General features: G+C 69.7%; 27 protein-coding genes. 15 read left to right on the top strand and 12 right to left on the bottom strand.

The genetic code is table 11. From position 1 onward, the window contains the following. Positions 1 to 2 precede the first annotated feature (2 nt). The 6 genes from efeB to AC07PU_RS10455 all read left to right on the top strand — a co-directional run bounded on the left by efeB (position 3) and on the right by AC07PU_RS10455 (position 6,063). Positions 3 to 1,319 carry an iron uptake transporter deferrochelatase/peroxidase subunit gene (gene efeB, locus AC07PU_RS10480; protein ID WP_495317213.1) on the top strand — a complete coding sequence of 439 codons (1,317 nt, stop codon included), beginning with the start codon at positions 3 to 5 and terminating at the stop codon, positions 1,317 to 1,319. Positions 1,320 to 1,370: 51 nt separating this feature from the next. Further along, complete coding sequence (gene efeO, locus AC07PU_RS10475) at positions 1,371 to 2,207, top strand: iron uptake system protein EfeO (RefSeq protein ID WP_093348822.1); 837 nt, start codon at positions 1,371 to 1,373, stop codon at positions 2,205 to 2,207. A 153-nt stretch (positions 2,208 to 2,360) separates the two neighbouring features. Continuing rightward, positions 2,361 to 2,675 (top strand): FeoA family protein, encoded by a 315-nt coding sequence (locus AC07PU_RS10470; RefSeq protein ID WP_431511971.1) that lies wholly within the window; start codon positions 2,361 to 2,363, stop codon positions 2,673 to 2,675. Next, complete coding sequence (gene feoB, locus AC07PU_RS10465; RefSeq protein WP_093349278.1) at positions 2,668 to 4,563, top strand: ferrous iron transporter B; 1,896 nt, start codon at positions 2,668 to 2,670, stop codon at positions 4,561 to 4,563. The genes AC07PU_RS10470 and feoB overlap by 8 nt, the downstream gene beginning before the upstream one ends. Positions 4,564 to 4,588: 25 nt before the next feature. After that, entirely contained in the window at positions 4,589 to 4,873 is a 285-nt protein-coding gene (locus AC07PU_RS10460) for a DUF6587 family protein (protein ID WP_296780230.1), read from the top strand. A gap of 5 nt (positions 4,874 to 4,878) precedes the next feature. Further along, on the top strand, positions 4,879 to 6,063 hold the full coding sequence (locus AC07PU_RS10455; RefSeq protein WP_495317209.1) for an FAD-dependent monooxygenase: 1,185 nt from the start codon (positions 4,879 to 4,881) through the stop codon (positions 6,061 to 6,063). Between the two features lie 15 nt (positions 6,064 to 6,078). On the opposite strand, the gene AC07PU_RS10450 is transcribed toward AC07PU_RS10455, so the two are convergent. The 5 genes from AC07PU_RS10450 to kynB form a co-directional block, all read right to left on the bottom strand. After that, positions 6,079 to 7,329: an SMI1/KNR4 family protein gene (locus tag AC07PU_RS10450; RefSeq protein ID WP_093348832.1), complete on the bottom strand. Its 1,251-nt coding sequence runs from the start codon at positions 7,327 to 7,329 to the stop codon at positions 6,079 to 6,081. Between the two features lie 65 nt (positions 7,330 to 7,394). After that, on the bottom strand, positions 7,395 to 8,780 hold the full coding sequence (locus AC07PU_RS10445) for a reverse transcriptase family protein (RefSeq protein WP_495317207.1): 1,386 nt from the start codon (positions 8,778 to 8,780) through the stop codon (positions 7,395 to 7,397). A 228-nt stretch (positions 8,781 to 9,008) separates the two neighbouring features. Continuing rightward, positions 9,009 to 9,857: a tryptophan 2,3-dioxygenase gene (gene kynA / locus AC07PU_RS10440; RefSeq protein WP_296798607.1), complete on the bottom strand. Its 849-nt coding sequence runs from the start codon at positions 9,855 to 9,857 to the stop codon at positions 9,009 to 9,011. A gap of 61 nt (positions 9,858 to 9,918) precedes the next feature. Further along, complete coding sequence (gene kynU / locus AC07PU_RS10435; protein WP_495317204.1) at positions 9,919 to 11,199, bottom strand: kynureninase; 1,281 nt, start codon at positions 11,197 to 11,199, stop codon at positions 9,919 to 9,921. 13 nt (positions 11,200 to 11,212) lie between these two features. Then, positions 11,213 to 11,851, bottom strand: coding sequence for an arylformamidase (kynB, locus tag AC07PU_RS10430; protein WP_093348842.1), 639 nt, complete (start codon positions 11,849 to 11,851; stop codon positions 11,213 to 11,215). 211 nt (positions 11,852 to 12,062) lie between these two features. On the opposite strand from kynB, the gene AC07PU_RS10425 reads away from it, so the two are divergent. Continuing rightward, positions 12,063 to 12,539, top strand: a complete 477-nt coding sequence (locus tag AC07PU_RS10425) for an Lrp/AsnC family transcriptional regulator (RefSeq protein ID WP_208510211.1) — start codon at positions 12,063 to 12,065, stop codon at positions 12,537 to 12,539. Here AC07PU_RS10425 and AC07PU_RS10420 read toward each other — a convergent pair whose 3' ends face one another. Genes AC07PU_RS10420 through AC07PU_RS10410 form a run of 3 tightly spaced genes read right to left on the bottom strand, consistent with a single transcriptional unit; the run spans position 12,540 to position 15,035 of the window. Further along, positions 12,540 to 12,857, bottom strand: a complete 318-nt coding sequence (locus AC07PU_RS10420; RefSeq protein ID WP_495317201.1) for a YkgJ family cysteine cluster protein — start codon at positions 12,855 to 12,857, stop codon at positions 12,540 to 12,542. Between the two features lie 37 nt (positions 12,858 to 12,894). Continuing rightward, complete coding sequence (gene argF, locus AC07PU_RS10415; protein WP_208510212.1) at positions 12,895 to 13,830, bottom strand: ornithine carbamoyltransferase; 936 nt, start codon at positions 13,828 to 13,830, stop codon at positions 12,895 to 12,897. Next, on the bottom strand, positions 13,827 to 15,035 hold the full coding sequence (locus tag AC07PU_RS10410) for an aspartate aminotransferase family protein (protein ID WP_495317198.1): 1,209 nt from the start codon (positions 15,033 to 15,035) through the stop codon (positions 13,827 to 13,829). Before AC07PU_RS10410 ends, argF begins: the two co-directional genes overlap by 4 nt. A 170-nt stretch (positions 15,036 to 15,205) precedes the next feature. Between AC07PU_RS10410 and AC07PU_RS10405 the strand changes: the two genes are divergently transcribed. Beyond that, positions 15,206 to 15,571 (top strand): DUF3579 domain-containing protein, encoded by a 366-nt coding sequence (locus AC07PU_RS10405; protein ID WP_057590667.1) that lies wholly within the window; start codon positions 15,206 to 15,208, stop codon positions 15,569 to 15,571. A gap of 111 nt (positions 15,572 to 15,682) precedes the next feature. Further along, positions 15,683 to 17,638, top strand: a complete 1,956-nt coding sequence (locus tag AC07PU_RS10400) for a YaaW family protein (RefSeq protein WP_495317196.1) — start codon at positions 15,683 to 15,685, stop codon at positions 17,636 to 17,638. A 156-nt stretch (positions 17,639 to 17,794) separates the two neighbouring features. Here the strand turns inward: AC07PU_RS10400 and rpsT are convergent, their stop codons facing one another. Beyond that, positions 17,795 to 18,109 carry a 30S ribosomal protein S20 gene (gene rpsT, locus AC07PU_RS10395; RefSeq protein ID WP_057590666.1) on the bottom strand — a complete coding sequence of 105 codons (315 nt, stop codon included), beginning with the start codon at positions 18,107 to 18,109 and terminating at the stop codon, positions 17,795 to 17,797. 116 nt (positions 18,110 to 18,225) lie between these two features. On the opposite strand from rpsT, the gene murJ reads away from it, so the two are divergent. From murJ to AC07PU_RS10365, 6 genes are all read left to right on the top strand, one after another. Further along, positions 18,226 to 19,779, top strand: a complete 1,554-nt coding sequence (gene murJ / locus AC07PU_RS10390) for a murein biosynthesis integral membrane protein MurJ (RefSeq protein ID WP_490877905.1) — start codon at positions 18,226 to 18,228, stop codon at positions 19,777 to 19,779. An 88-nt stretch (positions 19,780 to 19,867) separates the two neighbouring features. After that, positions 19,868 to 20,722: a SirB1 family protein gene (locus tag AC07PU_RS10385; RefSeq protein WP_057590664.1), complete on the top strand. Its 855-nt coding sequence runs from the start codon at positions 19,868 to 19,870 to the stop codon at positions 20,720 to 20,722. After that, positions 20,722 to 21,147 carry a bleomycin resistance protein gene (locus tag AC07PU_RS10380; RefSeq protein ID WP_057590663.1) on the top strand — a complete coding sequence of 142 codons (426 nt, stop codon included), beginning with the start codon at positions 20,722 to 20,724 and terminating at the stop codon, positions 21,145 to 21,147. Before AC07PU_RS10385 ends, AC07PU_RS10380 begins: the two co-directional genes overlap by 1 nt. 156 nt (positions 21,148 to 21,303) lie before the next feature. After that, positions 21,304 to 21,735, top strand: a complete 432-nt coding sequence (locus AC07PU_RS10375) for a YciI family protein (RefSeq protein ID WP_495317193.1) — start codon at positions 21,304 to 21,306, stop codon at positions 21,733 to 21,735. 31 nt (positions 21,736 to 21,766) lie between these two features. Further along, positions 21,767 to 22,195 carry a YciI family protein gene (locus tag AC07PU_RS10370; RefSeq protein ID WP_057590661.1) on the top strand — a complete coding sequence of 143 codons (429 nt, stop codon included), beginning with the start codon at positions 21,767 to 21,769 and terminating at the stop codon, positions 22,193 to 22,195. A 61-nt stretch (positions 22,196 to 22,256) separates the two neighbouring features. After that, positions 22,257 to 23,486, top strand: a complete 1,230-nt coding sequence (locus tag AC07PU_RS10365) for an RNA polymerase sigma factor (RefSeq protein WP_495317273.1) — start codon at positions 22,257 to 22,259, stop codon at positions 23,484 to 23,486. Position 23,487: 1 nt separating this feature from the next. Here the strand turns inward: AC07PU_RS10365 and AC07PU_RS10360 are convergent, their stop codons facing one another. Genes AC07PU_RS10360 through AC07PU_RS10350 form a run of 3 tightly spaced genes read right to left on the bottom strand, consistent with a single transcriptional unit; the run spans position 23,488 to position 25,663 of the window. Continuing rightward, a complete protein-coding gene (locus AC07PU_RS10360; RefSeq protein WP_495317190.1) occupies positions 23,488 to 24,498 on the bottom strand; it encodes a GlxA family transcriptional regulator in 1,011 nt (336 codons plus the stop codon). Next, complete coding sequence (locus AC07PU_RS10355; protein WP_495317188.1) at positions 24,477 to 25,109, bottom strand: DJ-1/PfpI family protein; 633 nt, start codon at positions 25,107 to 25,109, stop codon at positions 24,477 to 24,479. Before AC07PU_RS10355 ends, AC07PU_RS10360 begins: the two co-directional genes overlap by 22 nt. Then, positions 25,106 to 25,663 carry an isochorismatase family protein gene (locus AC07PU_RS10350; protein WP_495317186.1) on the bottom strand — a complete coding sequence of 186 codons (558 nt, stop codon included), beginning with the start codon at positions 25,661 to 25,663 and terminating at the stop codon, positions 25,106 to 25,108. The genes AC07PU_RS10355 and AC07PU_RS10350 overlap by 4 nt, the downstream gene beginning before the upstream one ends. Positions 25,664 to 25,692: the final 29 nt, after the last annotated feature.

Below are 25,692 nucleotides of genomic sequence, written 5' to 3'. Positions count from 1 at the left end.
TCATGACCACGAAGAACGAATCCCTCCCCACCGACGGGCCACCCGCCTCCCCGCACCGCCGCCGCATGCTCGGCGCGGCCGGTGCCGCCTTCGCCGGACTGGCCGCGGCCGCGCATGCCGCCGCGCCCTCGGGCCCGCCCAACGGGCCCGATGCCGGCGCCCAGGTCACCGACGCGCCGCAGAGCACCCACACGCAGGACCGCGTGCCCTTTCGTGGCAAGCACCAGGCCGGCATCGTCACGCCGCGGCCGACGGCCGGCATGATCGCCTCGTTCTTCGTGCTGGCCGAGAACCGCGCCGACCTCGAGCGCCTGTTCCGCACGCTGACCGAGCGCATCGCCTTCCTCACGCAGGGCGGCCCGCAGACCGATCCCGATCCCAAGCTGCCGCCCGCGGGCTCGGGCATCCTCGGGCCGGTGGTGCAGCCCGACGGGCTCACCGTCACCGTCTCGGTCGGCACCTCGCTGTTCGACGAGCGCTTCGGCCTCGCGTCGAAGAAGCCCAGGCGGCTGAACCAGATGCAGCGCCATCCGAACGACGCGCTCGATGCCGCGCTGTGCCATGGCGACCTGTCGATCCAGTTCTGCGCCAACACGCCCGACACCAACATCCACGCGCTGCGCGACATCATCAAGAACACGCCCGACCTGCTGGTGCTGCACTGGAAGCAGGAGGGCACGGTGCCGCCGATTCCGGCCGTGCCCGGCAAGCCGGCCGAGAGCGCGCGCAACTTCCTCGGTTTTCGCGACGGCTCGGCCAATCCCGACTCGGCCGACGACACGCTGATGGACCGCATCGTCTGGGTGCCGGCCGGCGGCGACGAGCCGGCCTGGGCCGTGGGCGGCAGCTACCAGGCGGTGCGCATCATCCGCAACTTCGTCGAGCGCTGGGACCGCACGCCGCTGCAGGAGCAGGAGGCCATCATGGGCCGGCTCAAGCCCACGGGCGCGCCGATGGACGGCGGCAGGACCGAGCACGACGTGCCCGACTACGCGAAGGACCCCGAGGGCAAGACCACGCCGCTTGACGCGCACATCCGGCTGGCCAACCCGCGCACCAGGGCTTCGGACAAGAACCTCATGCTGCGTCGGCCCTTCAACTATTCGAATGGCGTCACCAAGTCGGGCCAGCTCGAGATGGGCCTCTTGTTCATCTGCTACCAGGCCAACCTCGAGGACGGTTTCATCGCGGTGCAGACGCGCCTCGACGGCGAGCCGCTCGAGGAATACATCCGGCCCATCGGCGGCGGCTTCTTCTTCACGCTGCCGGGCGTGCGCGACGAGTCCGACTGGCTCGGCCGCAGCCTGATGGCGGCCTGAGCGCGCCGCGCGCCACCAGTTTTTTCACCACCCTCAGAACCAAGGAGATCCATGACCGTGCAGTTCCGCCGTCGCTTCCTCGCCACCTTCCTCGCAGGCATCGCCGGCCTCTACGCCGCCGGCGCGCAGGCCGCCGTGTCGCCGCTCGAGCTGGTCGGCCCGATCTCCGACTACAAGATCTACGTCGCCGAGAACGTGCGCAAGCTGGCCGCGGACACCCGTGCCTTCACCGCCGCGGTGAAGGCCGGCGACATCGAGAAGGCGAAGAAGCTGTACGCGCCGACGCGCACGAGCTACGAGCGCATCGAGCCGGTGGCCGAACTGTTCAACGACCTCGACAAGTCGATCGACTCGCGCGCCGACGACCACGAGAAGGCCGAGAAGGACCCGGCCTTCGGCGGCTTCCACCGCATCGAGTACGGCCTGTGGGTGCAGAAGAGCACGAAGGAACTGAATCCCGTGGCCGACAAGCTGCTGGCCGACGTGCTCGAGCTGCAGAAGCGCCTGGGCGCGCTGACCTTCCCGCCCGAGAAGGTGGTGGGCGGCGCCGCCGTGCTGATGGAGGAGGTCGCGGCCACCAAGATCTCGGGCGAGGAGAACCGCTACAGCCACACCGACCTGTGGGACTTCCAGTCGAACTTCGAGGGCGCCTTCAAGATCGTCGAGCTGCTGCGCCCGCTGGTGGTGAAGGAGAACAAGGCCTTCTCGGACAAGACCGACGCCAACTTCAAGGTGGTGTTCGACACGCTCGCGAAGTACCGTACGCCCGACGGCGGCTTCGAGACCTATTCGAAGCTCAGCGAGCGCGACCGCAAGCTGCTGGCCGGCCGGGTCAACACGCTGGCCGAGGACCTGTCGAAGCTGCGCGGCATGCTCGGCCTGAACTGACCCTCGATCCCCGGTCCTGCCGGGGTCGAAACGCACCGGCGCGGGGCGCGATCGTCGGATTTGTGGGGTCTTGGTCAGGTTTACGCGATTGAGAATTGATAGCATCCTGGTTTTGCTAACTGGCGCTCCCGGGGTTCCGAGCGCACTCCCACCGTGCAAACCAACAACATCGCCGCCGAGCCGGCCTCCGCAGGCCTGCGTCTCGACCAGCTGCCCGACCACCAGTGGGCCACCGTGCTCGACGTCGCCCGCCCCGAGGGCGCGGAGGACCGTGAGCTGGTGCTGCGCCTGACCGAGATCGGCTTCGTGCCGGGCGAGTCGGTGCGCATCGTCGCCAGCGGCATGCCGGGCCGCGAGCCGATCGCGGTGCGGCTGGGCCACACCACCTTCGCGCTGCGCCGCCACGAGGCCGCGCTGATCCACGTGGCGCCGGGCGCCGAGGTGGCCGGAGGTGCGCGCCATGGTTGAGGCCGTGATCCAGGGCCCGGGCGGTTTCGCCGCCACCGGCCAGCCCAACCGCATCGCGCTGCTGGGCAATCCCAACTGCGGCAAGACCGCGCTGTTCAACCTGCTGACCGGCAGCCGCCAGAAGGTCGCCAACTACGCGGGCGTGACCGTCGAGCGCAAGGAAGGCAGCTTGCGCACGCCCGCGGGCCGGCGCGTGTTCGTGCTCGACCTGCCCGGTGCCTACAGCCTCAACGCGCTGTCGGCCGACGAGGCCGTCACGCGCGACGTCGTCACCGGCCAGAGCCAGGAGGCGCTGCCCGACCTGCTGGTCTGCGTGACCGACGCCACCAACCTGCGCCTGAACCTGCGCCTGGTGCTCGACGCCAAGAAGCTCGGCCTGCCGATGGTGGTCGCGCTCAACATGACCGACATGGCGCGCAAGCAGGGCATCGCGGTCGACACGGCCGTGCTGTCGCGCGAACTCGGCCTGCCGGTGATCGAGACCGTCGGCGTGCAGTCCGGTGGCGCGAAGGAATTGCTGGCCGTGCTCGACACCCCCGTGGCCGCGGCCACGCCCCAGCCCTGGCATGCGCCCGGCCTCGACGACGTGCTCGCCACCCAGCGCGAGGTGCGCCGCATCCTCGGCCTGGCGGTGAAGGAGCCCGCGAGCAGCCTGGTCACCAGCGACCGCATCGACCGCATCGTGATGCATCCGGTCTGGGGCATGCTGGTGCTCGCGGTCACCATGTTCCTGATGTTCCAGGCCGTGTTCAGCTGGGCCAACGTGCCGATGGACGCCATCAAGGCCGCCACCGAGGGCCTGGGCGAGCTGCTCAAGGCCCACATGCCCGAGGGCATGCTGCAGAGCCTGCTGGTCGACGGCGTGATCGCGGGCGTGGGCGGCGTGATCGTCTTCCTGCCGCAGATCCTGATCCTGTTCCTGTTCATCCTGGCGCTCGAGGATTCCGGCTACCTGCCGCGCGCGGCCTTCCTGCTCGACCGCGTGATGGGCACCGTGGGACTGTCGGGCCGCTCGTTCATCCCGCTGCTGTCGAGCTTCGCCTGCGCCATCCCGGGCGTGATGGCCACGCGCACCATCAGCAACTGGCGCGACCGCATCACCACCATCATGATCGCGCCGCTGATGACCTGCTCGGCGCGGTTGCCGGTCTATGCGCTGCTGATCGCGGCCTTCATCCCGGCGCGCACCGTGGCCGGCGTGTTCAACCTGCAGGGCGTGGTGCTGTTCGCGCTCTACGTCTTCGGCATCGTTTCGGCGATGCTGGTGGCCTGGGTCATGAAGCGCTTCCGCGACAACACGCAGCGCTCGTCGCTGATGATGGAACTGCCGGCCTACCGCTGGCCCAATCCGCGCAACCTGCTGCTGGGCCTGTACGAGCGCGCATGGATCTTCATCCAGCGCGTGGGCACGATCATCCTCACGCTGACCATCCTGCTGTGGTTCCTCTCGACCTTCCCGTCGCCGCCCGAAGGCGCGACCGGTCCGGCGATCCAGTACAGCCTGGCCGGCATGATCGGCCGCGGCCTCGAGCACATCTTCGCGCCCATCGGCTTCAACTGGCAGATCTCGATCGCGCTGGTGCCGGGCATGGCCGCGCGCGAAGTCGCGGTGGGCGCGCTGGGCACGGTCTACGCGCTCTCGGCCACCGGCGACGACGTGGCCGGCGCGCTCGAGCCGCTGATCGCCGGCAGCTGGTCGCTGGCGACCGCGCTGTCGCTGCTGGTCTGGTACGTGTTCGCGCCGCAATGCATCTCGACCCTGGCCACGGTCAAGCGCGAGACCGGCCAGTGGAAGTACGTGTGGATCATGGCGGGCTACCTGTTCGCGCTGGCCTACATCGCGTGCTTCATCACCTACCACGTTGCGGTGGCTCTCGGGGCAGGTTAAAACCGTCCCTGAAAGGCTAGCTTCCATGGCACAAGAACTGATCGTCGGATTGATCGTCGCGAGCGCCGCGTTCTACGCGGTCTGGCGCTGGATGCCCGCGGGCTGGCGGCGCAGCGCCGCGCGCAAGGTCGCCACCGGCACGCAGCGCGCCGGCCTCGTCGATGCCGAGCGCGCCGAGCAACTGGCGGCCTCGCTCGCCAAGACCTCGGGCTGCGGCTCGTGCGACAGCTGCAACAGCTGCGGTCCCAAATCCCCTCAGAACCCGGCGACCCCGGCTTCCTCCTCCGCCTCTTCGTCCTCCGCGCGCTGAGGCCGATGCCCGCGCACATCCTCGTCGCCGGCGGCGGCATCGGGGGGCTGGCCACCGCATTGGCGCTGGCCGGCGGCGGCCATCGCGTCGACGTGTTCGAGCAGACCGCCGCCTTCGGCGACATCGGCGCCGGCGTGCAGCTCGGCCCCAACGTCACGCGGCGGCTCGCGCAGCTGGGCCTCGAAAGCTCGCTCGCCCAGGTCGCCGCGAAGCCCGAAGCGCTGGTAGTGCGCAGCGCCGGCAGCGGCGCCGAGATCGGCCGGCTCGCGCTCGGCGCCGCCATGCGTGAACGCTACGGCGCCCCCTACCTCTGCATCCACCGCGCCGACCTGCATGGGCTGCTGCTCGAGGCCGTGCGCGCGCGCGGCACCGGCGCGCTCGTGACCGCCGCGCAGATCGAACGCGTGGAGCTCAGCGACGAGCTCGTGTGCGTGTCGAGCAGCGACGCGCGCGCCTGGGAGGGCGAGGCGGTGGTCGGTGCCGACGGCCTCTGGAGCGTGGTGCGACGGCGCCTCGACACGGCCACGGCCGACCGGCCGCCGCGCATCACCGGCCACACCGCGTGGCGCGCGCTCGCGCGGCAGGACGCGCTGCCGCCCGCGCTGCGCCGCGGCGGGGTCGATGTGTGGCTCGGGCCGCAACTGCATGCGGTGGCCTATCCGGTGCGTGCCGGCGAATGGCTCAACGTGGTGGTCATCGCCGAGTCGGCGCCGGCCGGCAATGCGCATGACTGGGACCAGGCCAGCGGCCTCGCGGCGCTGCAGGCCGCCACGGGCCGCACGGGCGTCTCGTTGCAGGCGCTGCTCGAGGCGATGCCCGGCTGGCGCGCCTGGACCCTGAGCGATCGCCCGCCGCTGGCCTCGGCCGCCGAGATGGCGCACGAGCGGCTGGCGCTGGTGGGCGATGCCGCGCATCCGATGGTGCCGTACCTCGCGCAGGGCGCGGGCATGGCGATCGAGGATGCGGTGGCGCTGTCGGAGGCCTTGGGCGATGGCGGCAGCGATGCCGTGCCCGCGGCCTTCGCGCGCTACGCGGCCGCGCGCTGGCAGCGCAATGCGCAGGTGCAGGCGAAGGCGCTGCGCAACGGGCAGATCTTCCATGCCAGCGGGCCGGTGCGGCTGGGCCGCGACCTCGCGATGCGCGCGCTCGGCGAGCGGCTGCTCGACCAGCCCTGGCTGTACGGCGGCTAGCGCTGCGAAGGTTCTCTAGAGCCTGAACGACTGCAGGTGTTCGATGCGCTCGGCCAGCCCTTCGGGCCCGAGGTAGTGCCCCATCGAGCCGCTGCGCACCTGGATCAGCGTGCCCTCGAGTTCGGCCAGCAGCGCGTCGCGGTCGACGATGAAGGCGGCCGGCACGTCGATGCCCGCGCGCGCGCAGGCCTCGGCGATCAGCCGCGCGCTCGCGGGTGCGCCGCATGCCACGCAGGCGACCACGGCCGTCATGTTCGGCTCCGCGCCATTGGCCAGCAGCGCGGTCGTGAGTTCGGGCGAGATCTGCCCATCGATGTTCGCCAGCACCTCGGCCGAGACCGGCGCGCCCGCACGCACCAGCGCGGCGGCGGCCGCGTAGGCGCTGCGGCTCACCGCCATGTCGGTGGCCAGCGCGCTGCCCTGCAGCGGCCCTTCGAAGCGAACGCCCGCGGCCGCGAGATCGACCACCAGCGCCGCGTCGTCGACCGCGATCGCATGGCGCAGCGCGGTGCGCGCCACCGCGGGCTGGCGGCGCAGGCTGCCGTCGGCCAGCGGCGTGCGCCAGTCGACCACGGCGCGGCAGTAGAAGGTGACCAGCTTGTCCATCAGGTCGATGTCCAGCCCGTGCGTCTGGTGGCGGTCATCGATGTAGGCCAGCAGCGCGTGGCCCGAGTAGCAGTCGCCCGTGGGCGCGAGCGGGTCCTCGTCGAGGTGCAGCGCGGCGAAGGCGCCGAACAGGTCGTTCGCGACCACGCTCAGGCCGTCCTCGTGCAGCGCATGGGTCCAGGCCGGCGGCAGGCCCTGCTTCCAGGCCACGACCTGCCCGTGCTCGGCGCCGGGCTCGACCACCGTGTAGATGCGGTCGCAGTATTCGAAACCGCCGAAGGGCAGGTGCGTGAGCTTGCCGCGCCAGCGCAGGCCGTGGGTCTGCGCGCCTTCCTCGGCCAGTTCCTGCTCGTGCTCGATCCAGCCCTGCAGGTCGCGGTAGCCGTCGCTGCCGTCCCAGAACAGCTCCGACCAGCTGATGTTCTCGATGTTGCCGTTCATCTCGAGCGCGAGGTCGTAGTCGAGGCGTCCGCCCGCCGTGAGCCGCCACAGCGCGAGCAGCGGTTCGGGCAGCGGGCCCGCGCACATCGCCTGGATCGCCGAGATGCGGTGCGCCGGCATCGGCGGCTGCGCATCGAAGATCACCCGATCCGCGAACAGCGCCACGCCGTGTTCGCGCAGGGTGTCGAGTTCATCGGCCGAAAACTGGATGTCGTTCATGGCGCCTCCGTTGTTCCCAAAATGTAGCGCGCTGGGCCGCGGGGGCAATGGGTGCCACCCTCGGTTCAGGCGGGCGCGGCGCCGGCCGGCCACTCGATGCGATCGAACAGGCGTCGCAGCCGGGCCTGGCGCGTCGGGCTGAACTGGCCGAACCAGGCGATGCGCCCCAGCAGGTGGCCGCGGAAGTCGGCGAGCCCGGCGGCGTTCTGGCTCGCGGGGCCGTGCAGCGTGCATTGATGCAGCAGCGCGCGCAGGCGGTCGAAGTCGGCGCGCGGCGCATTGGGACGGTCGTTGACGACCACGCCGGTCACGCGCTGCTGGCGGTGCCGCGGCATGCAGCGCAGCTTGCGCGGATGGAGCTCGAAGCCCTCGTCGGCCGCGATGCCGCCGACCCAGGCCCGCAACGCATCGAAGCGCAGGCGCAGCGACTCGTCGCCCGAGAACACCAGGTCGTCGGCATAGCGCGTGTAGGTGGCGCCGAAGACCCAGGCCAGGCCCTCGAGCCGAAGGTCGAGCCGGAAGGCGCAGAGGTTGGCCAGCGCGGGCGAGCAGGGCGAGCCCTGCGGCAGGTGCGCCTCGGCCAGCCGCTTGCCGCCCATGACATCGAGCCCGCCATCGTCGCGCAGGCGCTCGATGACGGCGGCGTCGGTGCGGTGCGTGCACAGCGCGGTGAGCGTGCGCGCCACGCCGTCGGGATAGCCCAGCGTGCGCCAGGTGGCATGCACGCGCGAGGCGCGCACGCCGGCGAAGAAGTCGCGCAGGTCGAAGCCGATCACCACCGCCTTGCCGGCATGCGCGGCGGCATGGCTCGCGACCGAGCGGCCCGGCACGAAGCCATGCGCCGCTTCGTGCACGGGCACGCGCGCGAGCAGCTCGTCGAGGATGCGGCGCTGCGCGCGCTTCAGCTCGGGCCGCGGGATCTCGAGCAGCCGCAGGCCACCGAGGCGCTTGGGCTGCAGCTGGTAGCGGTAGTGGCGGGCGGGACCGGGGCTCGTGCCCTGCGGCGCGCGAAAGGCCTGCGCGGGCGACGCCAGCCATTCGAGGCGCTGCGGATCGAGGTCCAGCCAGCGCGCGAGCTCGGTATGCGTCGGCAGCGCGGGCAGCGCGAGGTGGTCGAGCCCGAGCGGGCGCGGGAACATCTGCGCGGGCCGCAGGATGATGCGCCGCACGCGCGGCGGCTCGTCCTGCTCGAAGGCGGCGTCGAATTCGGGCAGGTCGTGGATCGCCTGTGCCAGCGCGGGCAGGTCGGTGCGCCGCCACGTGGCCGATGAGCGCCTGCCCAATGCTTCGATGAGCGGCGCGAGCCAGGGCGCATCGCTGCCCAGCGTGGCCGCGGCTCGCGCGCGCAGGGCGCCCGGCGCGGTGCCGCCGGGCTGCCTCGCGTCGGCGAGCAGCGCGCGGGCGAGGCTGCGCGCGATCCACTCCCTGTAACTCGGTTCAGCTCGGTTCACGCGTCATGAATGAAGGCCGCGAAGCCGTTGAAGAGGGTGGCCACGGCGCTTCAACCAGCCGGTGAAGCGCCAGCTGTCCTGCGCGTGAGCGCAGTCCCGCTTGCGCGCCGGAATGGGCAACCATCCATCCACCGCGGGGGTACCCCGCAGCACGAGGCAAGGCGACGGATCGCAGGGCCTCGTCGTGTCTTGAAGCGTCGGTGCCGCGCGGATTGTAGGAGGGCCGATTCAGAGATCGGTGCGCAGCCGCCAGATCTCGGGGAACAGCACCACGTCGAGCATCTTGCGCAGGTAGCTCACGCCGCCGGTACCGCCGGTGCCGCGCTTGAAGCCGATCACGCGTTCGACGGTGGTGACGTGGCGGAAGCGCCAGAGGCGGAAGGCATCCTCGATGTCGGTGAGCTTCTCGCCGAGCTGGTAGAGGTCCCAGTGCCGGTGCGGCTCGCGGTAGACCTGCAGCCAGGCGGCCTCGACGCCATCGCTGGCCTCGTAGGGCTGGGTCCAGTCGCGCTCGAGGCGGTCGGCGGGCACGTCCAGGCCGTGGCGCGCGAGCAGGCGCAGCGACTCGTCGTAGAGCGAGGGCGAGCGCCAGGCGGCTTCGACCTGGGCCAGCAGGTCGGGGCGGTGCGCATGCGGCTTGAGCATGGCGGGGTTCTTGTTGCCGAGCGCGAACTCGATGCAGCGGTACTGCGCGCTCTGGAAGCCGCTCGAGCTCGCGAGGTAGGGGCGCATCGCGGTGTATTCGGGCGGCGTCATGGTCGACAGCACGGTCCAGGCACCGACCAGCTGTTCCATGATGCGGCTTACGCGCGCGAGCATCTTGAAGGCATCGGGCAACTGCTCGCTCGCGATGCAGGCGGTGGCGGCGCGCAGCTCGTGCAGCATCAGCTTCATCCAGAGCTCGCTGGTCTGGTGCTGCACGATGAACAGCATCTCGTCGTGCGCGGGCGAGAGCGGATGCTGGGCGTTGAGGATCTCGTCGAGATGCAGGTAGTCGCCGTAGCTCATCGACGCGCTGAAATCCAGCTGCGCCTTCTCTTCGCGAACGATGTCTTCGGGAAGCTTCTCGGTGCTCATTGAAATACCTTCGTGCTTCGCACTGCGGTGCGAGCTTGCTTGGGGCGGCCCGGCGCGGCGCTCATGTGACTGCGTTCTTGCGGTTGAATTCGGGGCGCCGCCACTCGCCGGTCTCGAGCACCTGCACCAGCTGTTCGACGGAGTTCCAGACGTCCTCGAAGCCGAGGTACAGCGGCGTGAAGCCGAAGCGCAGGATGTCGGGCATCTGCGCGTCGCCGGCGCGGAAGTCGCCGATCACGTTGCGCGCGATCAGCGCCTGCACGATCGCATAGGCGCCTTCGTCGCGGCTCAGGCACACCTGCGAGCCGCGGCGCGCATGCTCGCGCGGCGTGACCAGCGACAGGCCGTGGCCCGCGCAGCGCTCCTCGACCAGCGCGATGAACAGGTCGGTCAGTGCGAGCGACTTGGCGCGCAGCGCGCCCATGCCGCCGCGCTCGCCGTCGAAGGGCTCGGCCGCGAGCACGGTGTCGAGGCCGCATTCGAGCGCCGACAGCGAGACGATCGGCTGCGTGCCGCAGAGGTAGCGCGCCACGCCGGGTGCGGGCCGGTAGTGCGGCGTGAACTCGAACGGCGCCGCATGGCCCCACCAGCCCGACAGCGGCTGCTCGAAGCGCCCGGCATGGCGCGTGTGCACCCAGGCGAAGGCCGGCGCGCCGGGGCCGCCGTTGAGGTACTTGTAGCCGCAGCCGATGGCGTAGTCGGCCTCGGCTTCGTTGAGCGCCACCGGCACCGCGCCCGCGCTGTGGGCCAGGTCCCAGACCGCGAGCGCGCCGGCCTCGTGCGCGGCGGCGGTGATGGCCTTCATGTCGTGCATGGCGCCGGTGCGGTAGTTGACGTGCGTGAGCATCAGCACCGCGACCTCGTCGGTCAGCGCGCCGGGCAGCTCGTCGGCCTCGATCAGCTTGAGCGTGAAGCCGCGCTCGCGGCACAGCGACTCGGCGATGTAGAGGTCGGTCGGGAAGTTGCTGCGCTCGCTCACCACCAGCTTGCGGCCGCTGTCCTTCTGCTGCGAGAGCGCGGCGAACAGCACCTTGTAGAGGTTGACCGAGGTGCTGTCGGTGCACACCACCTCGCCGGGCGCGGCGCCGACGAGGCGCGCGACCTTGTCGCCCAGGCGCTGCGGCAGGTCGAACCAACTCGCGGTGTTCCAGGAGCGGATCAGGCCTTCGCCCCATTCCCTGGCCACCACTTCGGCGATGCGCGCGGGCGCGGCCTTGGGCAGCACGCCGAGCGAGTTGCCGTCGAGGTAGATCACGCCGTCGGGCAGCGTGAACTGTTCGCGCAGGGCGCGCAGCGGGTCTTGCGCGTCGAGCGCGCGGCAGTCTTCGAGGGTGGTCGTCATGGGTCTTGGCGGATCAAAGCTCGCGCAGCACGGCGCGAACGGGGGAGGCATCGGCGCTCACCAGCCTGAGCGGCAGCGCGATGAGTTCGTAGTCGCCCTCGGGCACCTCGTCGAGCACGAGGTTCTCGAGCACGCGCAGGCCGCGGCGGCGGATCGCCTGGTGGCTGTCGAGCGTCTTGCTGTCGGCCGGGTCGATGCTCGCGGTGTCGATGCCGATGAGCTTCACGCCCATGGCCGCGAGGCGCTCGACCGTGGACGGCGCATAGGCGGCGAGCTGGCCGTCCCAGCGATCGACCGGCATGGCGGCATAGGTGCGCACCAGCACCCGCGGCGGCAGCTGGCTCGTGACCGCGTGGGCGATGTGCGCCCACTCGACCAGCGGGCCGCGGCCGATGGCGTGGATCACGCGGCAGGGGCCGATGAAGGCGTCGAGCGAGACGTCGCCGATGGTCGCGCCCTCGGGGTCGTAGTGCAGCGGCGCGTCGGCGTGCGAGCCCACGTGCGGCGACATCGTGATCGCGCTCACGTTGACCGGGCAGCCGGGCCCGATGGTGGCGCACCACTGTTGCGTATAGGGCGTGTCGCCCGGAAACACCGGGCTGCCCGCGTGCACGGGGGCGGAGATGTCCCAGAGTCGGCGTGGTGCGGTCATGGTGGCTGAATCGGTGTCACGAAGGGTGGGGTTCGGGTGGCAACAATGCCGGTGGGCCGAGGCAGCCAGTGTGGGCCGGATGCCGGCTTGCCACAAGCCGTTGCGTGCAGCCGGATGCTATTCGCAAGAGTTGCTTGAAGTCGAGAAGTTATCCATAGGTTCGAATGAAATTGGATAATCCATTCTCAAACGACCGATTCTGGAAAAAATCATGCAAGCCGACCTCGATCGCACCGACCTCCAGCTGCTGCGCGCGCTGCAGGACAACGCCCGCCTGACCTCGGGCGAGCTCGCGCAGATGGCGCACCTGTCGCAGTCGCCGTGCTGGCGGCGCGTGAAGAAGCTCGAGGACGACGGCGTGATCGGCGGCTATCACGCGGGCCTGAACCGGCGCGCGCTGGGCTTCGGCGTGATGGCCTTCGTGATGGTGGGCATCGACCACCAGACCGAGATTTCGTCGCGCGCCTTCGAGGACGCGGTCTGCGCCATTCCCGAGGTCGTGATGTTCCACGGCATCTCGGGGCCCGAGGACTTCATGCTGGTGGTAGTGGCGAAGGACCTCGACGCCTATTCGGAGCTGCTGCAGCGCAAGCTGCACCGCCTGCCGGGCGTGCGCCACGTGCAGACCTATTTCTCGCTGCAGGAATTCAAGGGCCGCGTGGGCGGCCTGCCGGTGCCGGCGACCTGATCAGTGCAGGGTGTCGGGCAGCACACCGAGGCCGTGCCGCAGCCGCGCGCGCTGGCAGGCGTCGCTGCCGGCCTGCAGCTCGTGGCAGGGATTGGGCCGCCACTCGTAGATGCCGCAGGCCACCGACTGGCCGATCTTGCCGGTGAGGGCCGCGCAGCGCGCGGGCGTGTGGTCGGTGCCGCGCATGCGGCACAGCGTGTCGTTGACCTCGACGGCCAGGCCCGAGGGCACCCGGCCGCCGTTGTCGTCGAGTTCGTGCACGCTGAAGTCGACGCGGTAGCTGGCGCAGCAGGCGCCGCATTGCTGGCAGGCGTTCATGGCGGGCCGGTGCTGCGGAAGCGGAAGAAGAGGGCGCTCAGAGCCTGCCGAGCAGCAGGAACTCCATCAGCGCCTTCTGCGCATGCAGGCGGTTCTCGGCCTCGTCCCAGACCACCGACTGCGGGCCGTCGATGACCTCGGCCTGCACTTCCTCGCCGCGGTGCGCGGGCAGGCAGTGCATGAACAGCGCGTCGGGCTGGGCCACGCGCATCATCTCCTCGTCCACGCACCAGTCGGCGAAGGCCTTGCGGCGCGCCTCGTTCTCGGCCTCGTAGCCCATGCTGGTCCAGACGTCGGTGGTCACGAGGTCGGCGCCGCGGCAGGCTTCCATCGGGTCCTTGTAGACCTTGTAGCTGTCGCCCGAGCGGATGCCGGCGATCGACTGGTCGACCTCGTAGCCGCTGGGCGTGCTCACGTGCACGGTGAAGCCGAGGATCTCGGCGGCCTGCAGCCAGGTGTTGGCCATGTTGTTGCCGTCGCCCACCCAGGCCACCGTCTTGCCCTGGATCGAGCCGCGGTGCTCGATGTAGGTGAAGATGTCCGCGAGGATCTGACAGGGGTGGAACTCGTTGGTCAGGCCGTTGATGACCGGCACGCGCGAATGCGCGGCGAAGGCATCGATCTTGGTCTGCTCGTAGGTGCGGATCATCACCAGGTCGACCATGCGGCTGATGACCTTGGCGCTGTCCTCGATCGGCTCGGCGCGGCCGAGCTGGCTGTCGCCCGTGGTCAGGTGCACCACGCTGCCGCCGAGCTGGTACATGCCGGCCTCGAAGCTCACGCGGGTGCGCGTGCTGGCCTTCTCGAAGATCATGGCCAGCGTGCGGTCGGTCAGCGGCTGGTGCTTCTCGTAGGTCTTGAACTTCTTCTTGATGACCGCCATGCGGTCGAACAGGTAGGTGTACTCGTCGGCCGAGAAGTCCGAGAACTGCAGGTAGTGGCGGATGGCTGGCGTCGCGCTGGCACTCGTCATTTGGGGGCGGGCTCCGAGAGGAAGGTCTTCACGATCGGCGCGAGGATGGCGACGATCTCGTCGGCCTCGGCGATGCTCAGGATCAGCGGCGGCACCAGGCGGATCACGCTGTCGGCGGTCACGCTCAGCAGCAGGCCGGCGTCGCAGGCGCGGTTGAGGATCGCGCCGCAGGGACGGTCGAGCTCGATGCCCAGCATCAGGCCCTGGCCGCGCACTTCCTTCACGCCGGGCAGGCCGCCGAGTTCGCGCTCGAGCGCGGCCTTCAGGTGGGCGCCGACGTTGGCGGCGTTCTCGAGCAGCTTCTGCTCTTCCATGATGCGGATGGTCTCGATGCCGGCGCGCATGGCGAGCGGGTTGCCGCCGAAGGTGGTGCCGTGGTTGCCGGGGCCGAAGATGTTGGCGGCCTTGGGGCCGGCCACCACGGCGCCGATCGGCACGCCCGAGCCCAGGCCCTTGGCCAGCGGCATGACGTCGGGCTTGATCCCGGCCCACTGGTGGGCGAACCACTTGCCGGTGCGGCCCATGCCGCACTGCACCTCGTCGATCATCATCAGCCAGTCGCGCTCGTCGCACAGCGCGCGCACCTGCTTCAGGTACTCGATGCGCATCGGGTGGATGCCGCCTTCGCCCTGGATGGTCTCGAAGAACACGGCGACCACGTTGGGGTTGCCCTCGGTGGCCTTCTTCAGGGCCTCGATGTCGTTGAGCGGCACGCGGATGAAGCCCTCGACCAGCGGGCCGAAGCCCTTCTGCACCTTGGGATTGCCGGTGGCCGACAGGGTGGCGATGCTGCGGCCGTGGAAGGCGGCTTCGTAGACCACGATCTCGGGGCGCTCGATGCCCTTGTCGTGGCCGAACTTGCGCGCCAGCTTCAGGGCGGCTTCGTTGGCTTCGAGGCCGGTGCAGCAGAAGAAGGCGTTGGTCAGGCCCGAGATCTCGGTCAGCTTGGTGGCGAGCTTCTCCTGGCCGGTCACGTGGTAGTAGTTGGAGCTGTGGATCAGCTTGCTGACCTGGTCCTGCAGCGCGGGCACCAGTTCGGGATGGTTGTGGCCCAGCGTGTTGACGGCGATGCCGCCGAGGCCGTCGAGGTAGGCGCGGCCGTTCGTGTCCCAGACTCGGCAACCCTGACCGTGCGACAGCGCGATCGGAAGGCGGCCGTAGGTGTTCATGACGTGGGGCGAGGTGGGCTCGACGGTAGCGCTCATTCGGTTCTCCAGTAAGGGAAGGCGGATTCTAGGCGGCGAGTTTGACGCTGGCGTTGAGGATTCCGCATCACAGCAATGCCCTGCGGCGGGTGGAAGGCGGGAGGGCGCGGATAGAATCCTTGCTGCACCGCAACAGCTCGCTACGGCGTGCGGTCGCCTCTTCCCAAACGATGATTTCCCCCACCGCCACCGAGATCTTCATCCAAGGCATCACGCACGACGGCCGCACCTTTCGCCCGAGCGACTGGGCCGAGCGGCTGGCCGGCGTGATGTGCTCCTTCCGGCCCGGCGGGGCCTATCCGGGCAGCCACCTGAGCTATTCGCCGTGGTGCGTGCCGACCACCATCAACGGCGTGAAGTGCGTGGTGGTGAACAGCGCGCTGCGCGAGGCCGAACCCATGGCCTGGGACTTCTGCGTGAACTTCGCGCGCGACAACGACCTGCAGGTGGCCGAGGCCTGCCTGGTGCCCGATCCGGACCACCAGCACAAGGACGGGCTCCAGCGGACCCCGCCGACGCCGGTCAAGAAGCCCTGAGCGTTCGCTTCCTGCGCGGGACGTTTCCGACAAGCACAACGGTCGACATGCCCTGGCACAAATGCCTCGGGTAATTTCGACGCATTGGTTGCTGCTTGATACATTTGCCGGATGAGCACTACCCCTGTCCTTCCCGCCGATGAAGCACTCTTGGAACTCTTGCGCCGAGCGGACCACTCCGATCTCGCAGCATTGGTGGTTTTCGTCACGGACGATGGAGCCGGCCGGTTAACGCTCGCCGCAGTTGTCCGCGAAGTGCTGCTCAAGGCCAAGGATGAGCAGGCATTCTTGGACGGAGAATTGCGTCTGCTCGTGCGGGAGCTTCAGTTGTTCGGTGGCAACTCGCTGCGCAACGTGGCTCGCGGCGGCGGCGTCGCCTACAAGCAGATAGTGGAAGATGTGCTGAGCCATGTCTCCGGGGAGGTGGCCCCGAAAGATGAGTCTGCAGCGCAGGTCGAATTGAGAGTCTTGGCAGCGATCGTGTCTCGCCTATGGTCTGAAGCTGATCTCAGCGGCAAGCAAAGGATCGTGGAGTCGCTCGGTTTCGAGATGGCGTCCGACTTGGAGCAGTTGCTGGAAGCGGTGCGTCAAGGTGGCGCTGCAGCTGTAGGTGCGGCGTCGCTTGCGGATGGATTCGAGAAGCTTTCGCTACGCCGAGTGGTGGATTCGGTTTCCAGGCAAGTGACAAGCTCTGTTCGAAAGCCGTCGATGGGGTTGCTGGCCGCAGTCGCTTCGCGAGCCCTTCCTCTCACTGCTGCCGCGGCGACGGCCGGATGGGGCGCGCAGCAACTGGCGGGCGAGGCATACCGAATCACGCTTCCATGCGTCGTCCGCATCGCATCGATCCGGCAAAAGGAATCGATGCGGGAGAAGGTCGCAGACTCTACGCAGTCCCTGATACGGAGTTCTCCAAATGCTGGCTTTGCTGTGGACGACGTGGGCCCTGGTTGGCACATCGGCACGACAGTCGATCGTCCGATAGTTTCGGCGTCGATTCTGCCTGGCTCAGTCTGGAAGGCGAAAGCGCGAGCGGTAGGGAGAGGCCAGGCTGCTGGCATAGATCGCCTGGCTCCAATTCTCCAGGCCGTGCCGGGCTTGAGTGCGGCACTTGAACAGAATGGAGCCGAGTACGTGCGTGTGGTCGTAAACGGTCCTCTTGCGGCGGCGGCGGACGGCAACGGCCTACGCGGCTGGGTTCATGATGGAAAGCGCATTACCGATCAGGCGCGCTTCTATGAAGATCCCAAGCTCCAGAATCTTGTCAATTCCGCCGCACTCTTCAACATCGCATCTGCCGTTGTTGCGCAGAAGCATCTGGCCGACATCGGTGAACGCTTGGAAGCGATTGAGAAGGGTGTCGCCGCGATTCACAGCTTTCTCAAGGACGCCCGACTCGCGGAAGTCAATGGCGCCATCGCCTATCTGAGGCAGGTCGCGGGGACAGTCATGACGGGAGGGCAGACGCCTTCGATTCGACAGAAGTTGGAGGATTTTGAGGCCTCATTGACCAGCATTCAGCACCATCTGGAGTCCGATCTCCGTGAACTCCGCGATGGTATCCAGACGATGAAAGACCCGGGCAAGCTCGGAACGAGCGGAATGGCGGCCGCTCTCCAATCCCTGCAGCCGAAGCTCCTGGAATTGATTGATCAATGGAAGTTGTGTCACGCCGCGCGTATGGCGGCCTGTCAACTCGTATCGGCCTTCCCTGGTGAAGAAGCATTGGTTCAAGTTCGGCAACGAGTTCTCGCGGAATGCGCGGCTGCATTCCTCGCGGAGGCAGGTGTTGTCGAGCAAGTCAGGACCGCCATGAGAGCCAGAACCCAGGAAATGAGTTCGATCATCGAGTCGAAATCCGAAACTTACGCAAGGCAGTTATCCCTCGAGCGCTGGGAGACCAGTTCTCTCCAGCCAGTGCTCCAGCGTGCGCGCCAAGAAGTGTCAGGAGCAGACGTTCTGCTCTCCTTTCAGGAGCAGCCCGAAGTCGTCCTTGCGTTGCGCATGGGGTCGCAGGACCGCCTTGAGGCTTACCACCTCGATGACGGAGCATCAGAAGAATGCGCGTGAGCGCAGTCCTGCCAGCCTTTGTCTTTAGTCCAGGCATGGCGATGAAGATCGTTCGCCCATGAAAAAACCGCCCGAAGGCGGTTTTTCACTTTGCTGCAGCGCACCCCGATCAAACGGCGGACCGGCGCGAACCGGTCCGGGCTTGCCTGACAGGTGTCAGGCGGCGGCCTTTTCAGGCGCGAGGGCCAGGGCCTTGACCTTGGCCGACAGGCGGCTCTTGTCGCGAGCAGCCTTGTTCTTGTGGAAGATGCCCTTGTCGGCGACCGTGTCGACGATGCTCTGGGCCTTGGCGAACAGCTCGGTCGCCTTGGTCTTGTCGCCGGCCAGAACAGCCTTTTCGACGTTCTTGACGGCCGTGCGGTACTTCGAGCGCAGCGAGGTGTTCGCTGCGTTCAGCTTGGTGTCCTGGCGGACGCGCTTGCGGCCCGACGCCAGGCGCGGGTTCTTCTTCTTGGGCTTGGTAGATGCCATGGTAGTGTTCTCTCAGTGTCTGAGGATGATGCAGCAAAGCCCTCCATTATAGGCTGGGTGCGGAAATCTGGCCAGAACCGCCATTTCACGGGCTTTGCGGGGCCTACACTCCCCCCGTGTCGCTGCTCAAATCCGCCTCCACCGTCTCCCTGCTGACCCTCGCCTCGCGCATCACCGGCCTCGTGCGCGACGTGCTGTTCGCCTCGGTGTTCGGCGTCAGCGCGCTGACCGACGCCTTCAACGTCGCCTTCCGCATTCCGAACCTGTTCCGCCGGGTTTTCGGCGAGGGCGCGTTCAGCCAGGCCTTCGTGCCGGTGCTGGCGGCCACCCGCACCGAGCGCGGCGATGCCGGCGCCAAGGAACTGGTCGACCATGTCGCCACGCTGCTGACCTGGATGCTGGTGCTGGTGTGCGTGGCCGGCGTGGTCGGCGCGCCGTGGCTGGTCTGGGCCATGGCCAGCGGCCTCGCTGGCTTCGATGCCGCGGTGGTCATGACGCGCTGGATGTTCCCCTACATCGGCTTCATGTCGCTGGTGGCGCTGGCGGGCGGCATCCTCAACACCTGGCGCAAGTTCGCGGTGCCGGCGGCCTCGCCGGTGCTGCTCAACATCGCGCTGATCCTGTCGATCCTGTTCGGGGCGCCGCTGTTCCGGCGCTGGGGCATCGAGCCGATCTATGCCCAGTGCGTGGGCGTGATGGTGGGCGGCGTGCTGCAGCTGGCGCTGCAACTGCCCGCGCTGCGCAAGCTGGGGCTGCTGCCGCGCATCGGCGCGAGCTTCAAGGCGCTGCGCACGGCGTGGTCGGATCCCGACACGCGCAAGATCGCGCGCCTCATGCTGCCCGCGCTGCTCGGCGTGAGCGTGGCGCAGATCTCGCTGCTGATCAATACGCAGATCGCCTCGCACCTGGCCACCGGCAGCGTGACCTGGGTCACCAATGCCGACCGGCTGATGGAGTTCCCGACCGCCATGCTCGGCGTGGCGCTGGGCGTGGTGCTGATGCCGCAGCTGGCCGGCGCGCGCGCGGCCAAGGACGACGCGCGCTATTCGTCGCTGCTCGACTGGGGCCTGCGCCTGGTGCTGCTGCTCGCGGCGCCGTGCGCGGTGGCGTTGCTGCTGTTCTCGCAGCCGCTGGTGGCGGTGCTGTTCCACAACGGCGCCTATGGCGGCGAGGACGTGCGCCGCACCACCGTCGCGCTGATGGGCTACGGCGTCGGCCTGGTCGGCATCGTGGCCATCAAGGTGCTCGCGCCCGGCTACTACGCCAAGCACGACACGCGCACGCCGATGCTGATCGCGGTCGGCGTGCTGATCCTGACCCAGGTGCTCAACCTGTTCCTGGTGCCGGTGCTGCAGCATGCGGCGCTGACCCTGACCATCGGCATCGGCGCGCTGGTCAACGCGAGCTGGCTGCTGGCGGGTCTGATCCGCCGCGGCAGCTACAAGCCCGAGCCCGGCTGGGGCCGCTTCGCGCTGCAGGTGCTCGCGGGCTCGCTGGTGCTGGCCGCGCTGCTGGCCTGGGCCTCGGGCCATTTCGACTGGATCGGCCTGCGCGAGCAGCGCTTCTGGCGCATCGGCCTGCTCGCGATGCTGGTGACCGGCGCCGCGCTGCTCTATTTCGCGGTGCTGGCCGCCGCCGGCGTGCGGCTGCGCAGCTTCATGCGGCGCTGAGCCCTCGACGATCGGCAGTGCGAGCCGCCTTGGCAATCCGCATGTCCCCCGCCTTGACGCTGCCGGCCCCGCTCCTCTACAAAGCCACATGACGACGTTCAGCTTCCAGGTCCCCACCGCACTCGAGTATTTCGAGTCGCTCGTGCAGAGCGACGACCAGTTCCCGCTGCTCGAAGCCGCCGCCAGCATCGCGCAGGACGAATACCCCGACCTCGACGTCCAGCAGGTGCTCGGCGACGTCGACCAGCTGCTGGCCCGCCTCAAGCGCCGCCTGCCGTCCGACGCCGCGCCGCTCGCGCGGCTGCGCGCGCTCAACCAGTTCTTCTTCAACGACCTGAACTTCGGCGGCAACGTCAACGACTACTACGACCCCGACAACAGCTATCTCAACGCGGTGCTGCGCACGCGCCGCGGCATCCCGATCTCGCTCGCGGTGCTGTGGATGGAGCTGGCGCAGGGCCTGGGGCTGCAGGCGCGCGGCATCGGTTTCCCGGGGCACTTCATGCTCAAGGTGACGCTGCCCAAGGGGCAGGTGGTGATCGACCCGTTCACCGGCAAGTCGCTCTCGCGCGAGGAGCTCAGCGAGCGGCTCGAGCCCTACAAGCGCGGCAACGGCCTGGTCGGCGAATTCGACGTGCCGCTGGGCCTGTACCTGCAGCCCGCGAGCTCGCGCGAGATCATCGGCCGCATGCTGCGCAACCTGAAGGAAGTGCATCGCGCGCAGGAGGACTGGCAGCGGCTGATCGCCGTGCTCGACCGCATCATCGCGCTGCTGCCCGAGGCCTGGGGCGAGTACCGCGACCGCGGCATCGCCCATGCCGAGCAGGGCAGCACGGCCGCCGCGGTGCGCGACCTCGAGGCCTACCTGGCCCACGCCGAGGACGCACTCGACATCGACGCCATCGCGGAGCGCGTGGCCGCGCTGCGGCGCGCGGCCAGCTGATGGCCACCCGGGCGGGCCCCACCGGCGCGCCCGCCCTCGGCGCCGTGCACGGCTTCCACGGCATGGAGCCCGTGCTGCCGGTGGCCGACGTCGGCCGCGCCGCGCGCTGGTTCTGCGAGGTGCTGGGCTTCGAACTCGACTTCATCGCGGGCGAGCCGCCGAGCTACGGCCGCGTCAGGCAGCTGCCGGCCGGTGCCGGCCAGCCGATCTACCTGCGCCTGTGGCAGACCGGCGCGCGCGAGCCGCGTCCCTGGCGCGGCGAGTTCGTGATCCAGGTCGGCCACGACATCGACGGCCTGCATGCCGCCTACCTGAAGCGCGGCGTCACGGTCATCGAGGCGCCGGTGTCGCAGCCCTGGGGCACGCGCGAGTTCGCGATCCGCGAGCCCGACGGGCATGTGCTGCGCTTCTGCGGCCGCCCGTAGCGGCCGGCGCGCCGAAATTGAAACGCTTTTTTACAACTGAGCCGGCCGATTCCTGTCGATCCGGCCGGCCGTCGCTCGACGTGTCAACAGGAGCAGGCAGATTCGAGACTTCGACGCCGTTCCCGATTTACTTCCAACCCCTTTAGGAGCAACGACATGCGATTCATGATTCTGGTCAAGGCCAATGCGGATTCCGAAGCCGGCGTGATGCCCAGCACCGAGATCCTCACCGCGATGGGCAAGTACAACGAGGAACTGGTGAAGGCCGGCGTGCTGCTGGCCGGCGAGGGCCTGCATCCCAGTTCGAAGGGCGTGCGCGTGCGCTGCGAGGGCCCGACCAAGCGCACCGTCATCGACGGCCCCTTCGCCGAAACCAAGGAGCTGCTGGCCGGCTTCTGGCTGTTCCAGGTGAAGTCGAAGGAGGAGGCCATCGAGTGGATCAAGCGCAGCCCGTTCCAGGAAGGCGAGATCGAGATCCGCCAGGTCTTCGAGGCCGCCGACTTCGGCGATTCGATGACGCCCGAGTTGCTCGCGCAGGAAGACCGCCTGCGCGCCGAGACCGAGGCCCGCATCCAGGGCGGCCGCTGAGCCCCGCGCGCAAACCGCCAGGAGAACCGCCATGCGATTCATGCTGCTGATGATCCCCCACGGCTACGAGAACGCCGCGCCCGGCACCATCCCCGACGACGTCGACGCGGTGTCGGCCATGATGGCCTACAACGCCTCGATGCAGGAGGCCGGCATCCTGATCAGTTGCGACGGCCTGCACCCGCCCTCGATGGGCGCGCGCGTGAGCTTCCCGGGCCGCAAGCCCACGGTGGTCGACGGTCCCTTCGCCGAGGCCAAGGAAGTGCTCGGCGGCTTCTGGATCATCGACGTGCCCTCGCGCGCCGCCGCCATCGAATGGGCCACGCGCTGCCCCGGCGGCGAGAACGAGGTCATCGAGGTGCGCCAGATCCAGGAGGTCGAGGACTATCCGGCCGAGGTGCAGGCGCTGACCGCCGAGGCCTTCCCCTCGATGCAGACCCTCAAGAAGCCCGCCAACTGAGCCGGTGAGCCAGAACCCGGGCACCGCCGCGATCCACCGCACCGTCGAGGCGGTGTGGCGCATGGAGTCGGCCAAGATCATCGCCACCGTCGCGCGCATGGTGCGCGACGTGGGCCTGGCCGAGGAGCTGGCCCAGGACGCGCTGGTCTCGGCGCTCGAGCAGTGGAGCGAATCGGGCGTGCCCGACAACCCTGCGGCCTGGCTCACCGCCGTGGCCAAGCGCCGAGCGCTCGACCGCCTGCGCCACCTGCAGCTGGCCGAGCACAAGGCCGGCGAGATCGGCCGCGAGCTCGATGCGCGGCACGAGATCGCGCAGGCCGATTTCGCCGAGGCGGTCGACACCGCGCTCGACGACGACATCGGCGACGACCTGCTGCGGCTGGTCTTCACCGCCTGCCATCCGGTGCTGTCGACCGAGGCGCGCGTGGCGCTCACGCTGCGCCTGCTCGGCGGCCTCGCCACCGACGAGATCGCGCGCGCTTTCCTGGTCACGGAGCCCACCGTCGCGCAGCGCATCGTGCGCGCCAAGCGCACCCTGGCCGAGGCGCGCGTGCCCTTCGAGGTGCCGCGCCGCGCCGAGTTCGAGCCCCGCTTGGCCTCGGTGCTCGAGGTGCTCTACCTGATCTTCAACGAGGGCTATGCCGCCACCGCGGGCGACGACTGGATGCGTCCCGCGTTGTGCGAGGAGGCGCTGCGCCTGGGCCGCATCGTGGCCGAGCTGATGCCCGCGGCGTCGGAGGTGCACGGGCTGGTCGCGCTGATGGAGATCCAGGCCTCGCGCACCGCCGCGCGCGTCGGGCCCTCGGGCGAGCCGGTGCTGCTGCTCGAGCAGAACCGCGCGCGCTGGGACCACGTGCTGATCCGCCGCGGCCTGACCGCGCTGGCGCGTGCCGAGGCGCTCGGCGGCGCGCTCGGCCCCTATGCGCTGCAGGCCGCCATTGCCGCCTGCCATGCCCGGGCGCGCACGGCCGAGCAGACCGACTGGGGCCGCATCGCCGCGCTCTACGACGCGCTGGCCCAGCTCGCGCCTTCGCCGATCGTCGAGCTCAACCGCGCGGTCGCGCTGTCGATGGCCTTCGGCCCGGCCGCGGGGCTCGAGGTGGCCGACGCGCTGCTGGCCGAGCCTGCGCTGCAGGGCTACCACCTGCTGCCGACGGTGCGCGGCGACCTGCTGTTCAAGCTGGGCCGGCTCGACGAGGCGCGGCGCGAGTTCGAGCGCGCGGCCGGCCTGACGCGCAATGGCCGCGAGAAGGCGTTGCTGGCGGCGCGCGCACGCGCTTGCCTGGGCTGACTCAGCCGCGCGCCAGCCCGCCCGCGTCCGACGGCGAACCCGGCAGCCCGAACTGGTGCCAGGCGCGGCGCAACTGGGTGTCGGAACCGAAGCCCGACAGCTCGGCGGCCCGCGTCACGCTGGCGCCCGAGGCCAGCGCCAGTTGCGCGGCCGCCAGCCGCAGCCGGCGCAGGTAGGCCAGCGGCGCCACGCCCGCATGCTCGACGAACAGCCGCGTGAGATGCCGCGCCGAGGTGTGGGCCACCTCGGCCATGCGCGGCACGTTCCAGTCGGCCTGCGGCCGTTCGCTGACCGCGTCCTGCACCCGGTGCAGCGCCGCATGCAGATGGTTGCGGTAGGCCAGGAAGGGCGAGAGCTCGGGGTCGTGCGGGCCGCGCCGCAGCGCCACCACCATGGTCTGCGCGACCTGCGCCGCCAGCGCCTCGCCGCAGGTGTCGGCGATGCGGTGCAGCAGCAGGTCGATGCCGGTGGTGACGCCGGCACTGCTGTAGACCGGCGGGTCGAGCACGAACACCCGGTTGCCCACCACCTCGCAGCGCGGCTCCACGGCGCGCAGCTCGTCGAGGTGATGGTGGTGCGTGGTGGCACGCCGCCCGGCCAGCGCGCCGGCATGCGCGGCCAGCAGGCTGCCGGCGCAGATGGTCAGCAGCTCGAGCCGGCCCGCCTCCAGCCGCAGGCCGCGCAGCCAGTGCAGCAGGTCCTGCGTCTCGGGCGTGTCGATCGGGATCGTGTCGCCCGGCATGCCGACCAGCACCACCCAGGCGGCGCTGTCGGCACCATCGGCGGCGGGCAGGTCCGGCAGCGGCGCCAGCCCGGTCAGCGCGATGCCGACCGAGCCGACCGTGTCGGGCCGCGGGCTCGCGAACTCGATCGCGAAGCGCGGCGGCGCCCCGGTGGCGCGCAGCCGCTGGTTGGCGATGCGCAGCGCCTCGGCCGGCCCGGCCCAGTCGAGCACCAGGCTGCCGGGCAGCAGCACGAAGACGACGCGGATCAGCGTGGGTTGTGCGTCCATGCGTAGTCCATCTGGCGCGCGGTGCGCTCGGCCAGTTCGCGGCCGGCCAGGCGCTCGACCAGATGCAGGCTCATGTCGATGCCGGCGCTGATGCCGGCCGAGCTCAGAATCCGGCCGCCGTCGACCCAGCGCACGCCTTCGCGCACCTCGAGCGCCGGGAAGCGTTCGCGCAGATCGGCCAGGTCCTCCCAGTGCGTGGTGACGGCCTGGTCGGTGACCACGCCGCTGGCCGCGAGCAGGAAGACGCCGGTGCAGACCGAGGCCACCAGCCGCGCACCCGCGGCCTGCCGCGCGATCCACTGCAGCGTGGCGGCGCTTGCGAGCGGCGCGTCGACCACGCCGCCGGGCACGAGCAGCAGGTCGGCCTGCGGCGCGTCGGCCAGGTCGTGCGCGGCCAGCAGCTGCAGCCCGGCGCGCGCCTGCACCGGCCGCGCGGGCGCGCCCTCGGCCACGGCCGCGACCTCGAAGGGCGCCGGTTCGTCCGGCCGCAGCCGCCGGTGCACGCGGCTCGCGGTGGTGAACACCTCGAACGGGCCCGCGAAGTCCAGGGCCTCGATGCCGTCGAAGGCTAGGATCAGCACGCGCAGCGCGGCACCCGGTGAAGAACTCATGCCGCGCGTTCCAGCGCCTGCGCCACGCCGCAGATGGTCGCGAAGCGCCCCGCCAGCACGGTCGCGGTGCGGGCCTTGATGTCGGCGGCCGAGAGCGGCGTGCCGTCGGGCTGCACCATGTCGAAGGTCAGCGTGGCGTCGGTCACGTAGTCGACCTCCCAGCCCAGGTCCGAGGCGTGGCGCGTGGTGGTCTCGCAGCACTGCTCGGTGCGGATGCCGCTCACGATCAGCCGGCCGATGCCCTGCTGGGTGAGCCAGATGTCGAGCCCGCTGTTGACCAGCGCGCTGTGGCGGTGCTTGGTGAAGGTGGCGGCGGCCTCGAAGCCGGCCACGCCCTCGATCGGGCGGACGAAGCCCGATTCGACCGCGAAGGGGTTGGCGGCGGTGCTCGGGCCGTCGACGTGGTAGATGCGCACGATCGGCAGGCCGGCTTCGGCCGCGCCGGCGATCAGCGCGTTCTGCACCGCGAAGTAGGGCGCCGCGACGCCGTCGTTCCAGTACGGGCGCTGGCGGAACGATTCCTGGGCGTCGATCACAATCAGACAGGTCTTCATGGCGGATTCCGATGGGGCAAAGTGGATGA

The organism is Variovorax sp. GW821-FHT10D07, assembly GCF_059415325.1.
The sequence above is the reverse complement of the archived record's forward strand: the minus strand, read 5'-3'. Positions and strand labels throughout refer to the sequence as shown.

Bases quoted from the DNA above. Each gene is read 5' to 3' on its own strand.
- efeB (WP_495317213.1), top strand. From the start codon at position 3: ATGACCACGAAGAACGAATCCCTCCCCACCGACGGGCCACCCGCCTCC.
- efeO (WP_093348822.1), top strand. From the start codon at position 1,371: ATGACCGTGCAGTTCCGCCGTCGCTTCCTCGCCACCTTCCTCGCAGGC.
- feoB (WP_093349278.1), top strand. From the start codon at position 2,668: ATGGTTGAGGCCGTGATCCAGGGCCCGGGCGGTTTCGCCGCCACCGGC.
- AC07PU_RS10460 (WP_296780230.1), top strand. From the start codon at position 4,589: ATGGCACAAGAACTGATCGTCGGATTGATCGTCGCGAGCGCCGCGTTC.
- AC07PU_RS10455 (WP_495317209.1), top strand. From the start codon at position 4,879: ATGCCCGCGCACATCCTCGTCGCCGGCGGCGGCATCGGGGGGCTGGCC.
- AC07PU_RS10450 (WP_093348832.1), bottom strand. From the start codon at position 7,329: ATGAACGACATCCAGTTTTCGGCCGATGAACTCGACACCCTGCGCGAA.
- kynA (WP_296798607.1), bottom strand. From the start codon at position 9,857: ATGAGCACCGAGAAGCTTCCCGAAGACATCGTTCGCGAAGAGAAGGCG.
- kynU (WP_495317204.1), bottom strand. From the start codon at position 11,199: ATGACGACCACCCTCGAAGACTGCCGCGCGCTCGACGCGCAAGACCCG.
- kynB (WP_093348842.1), bottom strand. From the start codon at position 11,851: ATGACCGCACCACGCCGACTCTGGGACATCTCCGCCCCCGTGCACGCG.
- AC07PU_RS10425 (WP_208510211.1), top strand. From the start codon at position 12,063: ATGCAAGCCGACCTCGATCGCACCGACCTCCAGCTGCTGCGCGCGCTG.
- AC07PU_RS10420 (WP_495317201.1), bottom strand. From the start codon at position 12,857: ATGAACGCCTGCCAGCAATGCGGCGCCTGCTGCGCCAGCTACCGCGTC.
- argF (WP_208510212.1), bottom strand. From the start codon at position 13,830: ATGACGAGTGCCAGCGCGACGCCAGCCATCCGCCACTACCTGCAGTTC.
- AC07PU_RS10410 (WP_495317198.1), bottom strand. From the start codon at position 15,035: ATGAGCGCTACCGTCGAGCCCACCTCGCCCCACGTCATGAACACCTAC.
- AC07PU_RS10405 (WP_057590667.1), top strand. From the start codon at position 15,206: ATGATTTCCCCCACCGCCACCGAGATCTTCATCCAAGGCATCACGCAC.
- AC07PU_RS10400 (WP_495317196.1), top strand. From the start codon at position 15,683: ATGAGCACTACCCCTGTCCTTCCCGCCGATGAAGCACTCTTGGAACTC.
- rpsT (WP_057590666.1), bottom strand. From the start codon at position 18,109: ATGGCATCTACCAAGCCCAAGAAGAAGAACCCGCGCCTGGCGTCGGGC.
- AC07PU_RS10385 (WP_057590664.1), top strand. From the start codon at position 19,868: ATGACGACGTTCAGCTTCCAGGTCCCCACCGCACTCGAGTATTTCGAG.
- AC07PU_RS10380 (WP_057590663.1), top strand. From the start codon at position 20,722: ATGGCCACCCGGGCGGGCCCCACCGGCGCGCCCGCCCTCGGCGCCGTG.
- AC07PU_RS10375 (WP_495317193.1), top strand. From the start codon at position 21,304: ATGCGATTCATGATTCTGGTCAAGGCCAATGCGGATTCCGAAGCCGGC.
- AC07PU_RS10370 (WP_057590661.1), top strand. From the start codon at position 21,767: ATGCGATTCATGCTGCTGATGATCCCCCACGGCTACGAGAACGCCGCG.
- AC07PU_RS10365 (WP_495317273.1), top strand. From the start codon at position 22,257: ATGGAGTCGGCCAAGATCATCGCCACCGTCGCGCGCATGGTGCGCGAC.
- AC07PU_RS10360 (WP_495317190.1), bottom strand. From the start codon at position 24,498: ATGGACGCACAACCCACGCTGATCCGCGTCGTCTTCGTGCTGCTGCCC.
- AC07PU_RS10355 (WP_495317188.1), bottom strand. From the start codon at position 25,109: ATGAGTTCTTCACCGGGTGCCGCGCTGCGCGTGCTGATCCTAGCCTTC.
- AC07PU_RS10350 (WP_495317186.1), bottom strand. From the start codon at position 25,663: ATGAAGACCTGTCTGATTGTGATCGACGCCCAGGAATCGTTCCGCCAG.